3 protein-coding genes and 1 pseudogene are annotated in these 3,939 nt (G+C 67.7%); 2 read left to right on the forward strand and 2 right to left on the reverse strand.

Going from position 1 to position 3,939, the window contains the following annotated elements:
• Positions 1 to 1,077: sensor histidine kinase (locus tag AC1DOC_RS23260; protein WP_478130575.1), on the forward strand; the 1,077-nt coding region annotated here is incomplete at its 5' end.
• Positions 1,078 to 1,086: 9 nt separating this feature from the next.
• On the opposite strand, the gene AC1DOC_RS23265 is transcribed toward AC1DOC_RS23260, so the two are convergent.
• Together AC1DOC_RS23265 and AC1DOC_RS23270 are read right to left on the reverse strand one after the other, a co-directional pair.
• Complete coding sequence (locus AC1DOC_RS23265) at positions 1,087 to 1,509, reverse strand: acyl-CoA thioesterase (RefSeq protein ID WP_012748385.1); 423 nt, start codon at positions 1,507 to 1,509, stop codon at positions 1,087 to 1,089.
• Between the two features lie 21 nt (positions 1,510 to 1,530).
• The gene (locus tag AC1DOC_RS23270) at positions 1,531 to 2,313 is read right to left on the reverse strand and encodes an SDR family oxidoreductase (protein ID WP_012748386.1); all 783 of its coding nucleotides are present in this window, start codon (positions 2,311 to 2,313) and stop codon (positions 1,531 to 1,533) included.
• Between the two features lie 117 nt (positions 2,314 to 2,430).
• On the opposite strand from AC1DOC_RS23270, the pseudogene AC1DOC_RS23275 reads away from it, so the two are divergent.
• Positions 2,431 to 3,894, forward strand: a pseudogene (locus tag AC1DOC_RS23275) (NAD(P)/FAD-dependent oxidoreductase); the annotation flags it as partial.
• Positions 3,895 to 3,939: the final 45 nt, after the last annotated feature.

The following is a 3,939-nucleotide window of genomic DNA, read 5'->3' on the forward strand; positions in this document are numbered from 1 at the left end:
GTGATGTACCAGGTGGTGGACATCCACGAGCACGTGCTGCTGCGCTCGGCCGAGGCGCCCGACGGCGCCTTCGACGTTCCGCTGGCTCCCGGCTTCGCCAACAACCAGACCTGGCGCATCTATACGGTGCGGCATCCCACGCTGGGCCTTTACTTCCAGGTGGCCGATCCGCTCGACGAGCGGCGCTCGGCGCTGAACCGCACGCTGTTCGGGCTGATCATTCCGCTCGGTGCCGTGCTGCCGCTGCTGGCGCTGGTGCTGCGCAAGGTGGCGCGCAACGAGCTGCGCGTGCTGCAGCAGCTCGCGGGCGAGATCGAGAAGCGCAGCGGCTCCGACCTGCGCCCCATCACGCTGCCCGGCCTGCCGCGCGAGCTGCGCTCGGTCGGCGACCACGTCAACAGCCTGCTGGAGCGGCTGTCGCATTCGCTCGACGTCGAACGCGCGCTGGCCGCCAACGCGGCGCACGAGTTGCGGACCCCGCTGGCCGCGGCGCGGCTGCGGCTGCAGACCGCGCTCGAGCACGACCTGCGGCGCAACGACGTGCAGGCGGCGCTCGATGCGCTGCAGCTGCTCAGCCACCGCGCCGAGAAGCTGCTGCAGCTCTCGCGCGCGGAATCGGCCGCATCGCTCGCGCGCGCGCCGGTCGACCTGGTGCAGCTGGCCGGCGCCGTGGCGCAGGACTTCTGGAACGACCCGCAGATCAGCGAGCGGCTCGCGCTCAAGGTGCCCGACGACGCCGCGCCCATTGCCTCGGGCGACGTCGATGCGCTGGCGATCGCGCTGCGCAACCTGGTGGAAAACGCGCTGCGCTACGGCGGCAACGGCCGCGTGGTGATCGAGGTGATGGCGCCCTGCACGCTCGCGGTGCGCGACTTCGGCGCGGGCGTCAGCGCCGAACAGCTCGCCACGCTGCAGCAGCGCCACGTGCGCCACAGCTCCGATCGCGCAGGCTACGGCCTGGGGCTGTCGATCGTGGGCACCATCGTCGAGAAGCACGGCGCCAGGCTCGAGCTGGCATCGCCGCCGCCGGGTGCGGCCCATGGCTTCGAGGCGCGCATCGTGCTGCGGCCGGCGTAGCTGCGCGCCCTACTCGCTCACCACCGCGCGCAGCCAGTCGGGCAAGGGCAGCGCCTTCTGCTTCGGAAAATCGACCCAGATCGTGGTTGCCCCGCCGGCCGCGCAGATCACCTCGGGCGCCTCGGCCCGCGCCATGGTGGCCCAGCTCTCGAAGGTGGTGCGCGCCGGGTCGCTCACGTACATCTTGAGCAGCACGTCGCCGGGGTATTCGATCTGCCGGTAGAAATTGCAGAAGGCGTTGACGATCACCATGCCCTCGCCGCCCGGCGCGGGTTCGATGCCGAGCGAACGGATCCAGTCGATGCGCGCGGTTTCGAGGTAGCGGAAATAGGTGCCGTTGTTCAGATGCCCCATGGCGTCCATGTCGCCCCAGCGGATGGGGATGGACATCTCGAACACGAACTTTTTCTTCTCGGGGATTTCGATTCTCATCGGTGGCTTTGATGGAGGGGATCAGAGCGCGAACCCATCGTCGGCCGCAATGACCGCGCCGTTCACGAAATGGCTCTGGCCGCTGGCCAGCAGCACGATCAGGCCGTCCAGGTCTTCGGGCTTGCCCACGCGCTTGCGCGGCAGCATGCTCACGAGCTTGGCGCCGCCTTCGGAGGCCCAGTGGTCCTCGTTGAGCTCGGTCGCGATGTAGCCCGGGCACAGCGCGTTCACGTTGATGCCGAAGCGGCCCCATTCGAGCGCCATGGCCTTGGTCATCTGCACCACCGCGGCCTTGCTCATGCAGTAGGTGCCGATCTGCGGCAGCACCTTGAGTGCCGCCACCGAGGCGATGTTGATGATGCGCCCGCCGATATAGGTGCCCGGCGCCGAACCGTCGGCACGCGCCAGCATGCGCTTGCCCACCTCCTGTGCGACGAAGAAGGAGCCCTTCACGTTGGTGTCGAAGATGTAGTCGTAGTCGTCCGGCGTGACGTCCGAAAGGCGCTGGGTGGTGCTCACGCCCGAGTTGTTGACCAGGATGTCGATGGGGCCGACCTCGGTTTCGGCGCGCGCCACCGCGGCCTTGATGCTGCCGATGTCGGTCACGTCGAGCTCGACCGCATGCGCGTCGCCGCCCTCGCCCTCGATGCGGGCGCGCAGCTCCTTCAGTTTCTCGAGCCGGCGGCTCGCGAGCACCACCGCGGCGCCGGCACGCGCCAGCGTCTTGGCAAACTGCGCGCCCAGCCCGCTGGAAGCGCCGGTGATGAAGGCCACGCGGCCCGAAAGATCGATGCTGTAAGCCATGGGAAGGGGGTCCTGTTGAGCGGTTGCCGAGTCGCCGAGGCGACGCCCGGCACTCCACATAAAATGTTTCGCGCCCTCGAAGCGTCCGAGCCTCAAATCATTATCGACGAGACCCACATGACCCACGACGAAATCCTCGCCCAGTTCGGCCCCCGCGAATCCATGGAATATGACGTGGTGGTCGTCGGCGGCGGCCCGGCCGGCCTCTCGACCGCCATCCGGCTCAAGCAGCTGGCGGCCCAGCACGACAAGGAAATCTCGGTGGTGGTGCTCGAGAAGGGCTCCGAGCCCGGCGCGCACATTCTCTCGGGCGCCATCATGGACCCGCGCGCGCTCAACGAGCTGCTGCCCGACTGGAAGGAGCTGGGCGCCCCGCTGAACCAGCCCGTGACCGACGACGCCATGGTGTTCCTCGGCGAAAAATCGGGCCTGCGCACGCCCAACCTGTTCCTTCCGGCCTGCTTCCAGAACCACGGCAACTACATCATCAGCCTGGGCGCCTTCACCAAGTGGCTGGCGCAGCAGGCCGAGAACCTGGGCGTGGAGATCTTTCCGGGCTTCCCGGCGGCCGAAGTGCTCTACAACGAGAACGGCTCGGTGCGCGGCGTGGCCACCGGCAACATGGGCGTGGGCAAGGACGGCGAACCCACCGAGAACTTCCAGCTCGGCATGGAGCTCCTGGGCAAGTACACGGTGTTTGCCGAAGGCGCGCGCGGCCACCTGGGCCGCCAGCTGATCGCCAGATTCAAGCTCGACGAGGGCAAGGACCCGCAGACCTACGGCCTGGGCGTGAAGGAAGTGTGGGAAGTCGACCCCAAGCGCCACCAGCCCGGCTTCGTGCTGCACACCGCCGGCTGGCCGATGAAGAGCGACACCTACGGCGGCGCCTTCCTCTATCACATGGAAGACAACAAGATTTCCATGGGCTTCATCACGGGCCTGGACTACAGCAACCCCTACCTGAGCCCGTTCGAGGAAATGCAGCGCTGGAAGCTGCACCCCAACATCCGCTGGTACCTCGAAGGCGACGAGGCCCAGGGCATCAAGCCGGCCAAGCGCATCGGCTACGGCGCGCGCGCCATCACGGCCGGCGGCCTGACGTCGCTGCCCAAGACGGTGTTCCCGGGCGGCGCGCTGGTCGGCTGCGAGGCCGGCTACCTGAACGTGAGCCGCATCAAGGGCAGCCACGCCGCCATCAAGACCGGCATGCTGGCCGCCGAAGCGGCCTTCGTCGCGGTGCAGGCCGGCCGCCAGCACGACGAGCTCACGGCCTACCCGGCGGCGTTCGAGAAGAGCTGGCTCCACGCGGAACTGAACAAGTCACGCAACTTCAAGGCCTGGTTCAAGAAGGGGCTGGGCATTGCCACCTTCATGAACGGCATCGAGCAGTGGCTTCTCAAGGGCCACATTCCATGGACCCTGCGCCGCAACAAGCCGGACCACCTGTACCTCAAGCCGGCGGCGGAGTGCAAGCCCATCGCCTATCCGAAGCCGGACGGCAAGCTGACCTTCGACCGCCTCTCGAGCGTGTTCATCAGCAACACCAACCACGCGGAGCATCAGCCTGCACACCTGACGCTCTAGGATGCGTCGGTGCCGGTGAACATCAACCTGTCGAAGTTCGCG

The sequence above is a fragment of the Variovorax sp. 01T439_2 genome, assembly GCF_056398445.1.

Coding starts and splice junctions, on each gene's coding strand:
- AC1DOC_RS23265 (WP_012748385.1), bottom strand. CDS start 1,509: ATGAGAATCGAAATCCCCGAGAAGAAAAAGTTCGTGTTCGAGATGTCC.
- AC1DOC_RS23270 (WP_012748386.1), bottom strand. CDS start 2,313: ATGGCTTACAGCATCGATCTTTCGGGCCGCGTGGCCTTCATCACCGGC.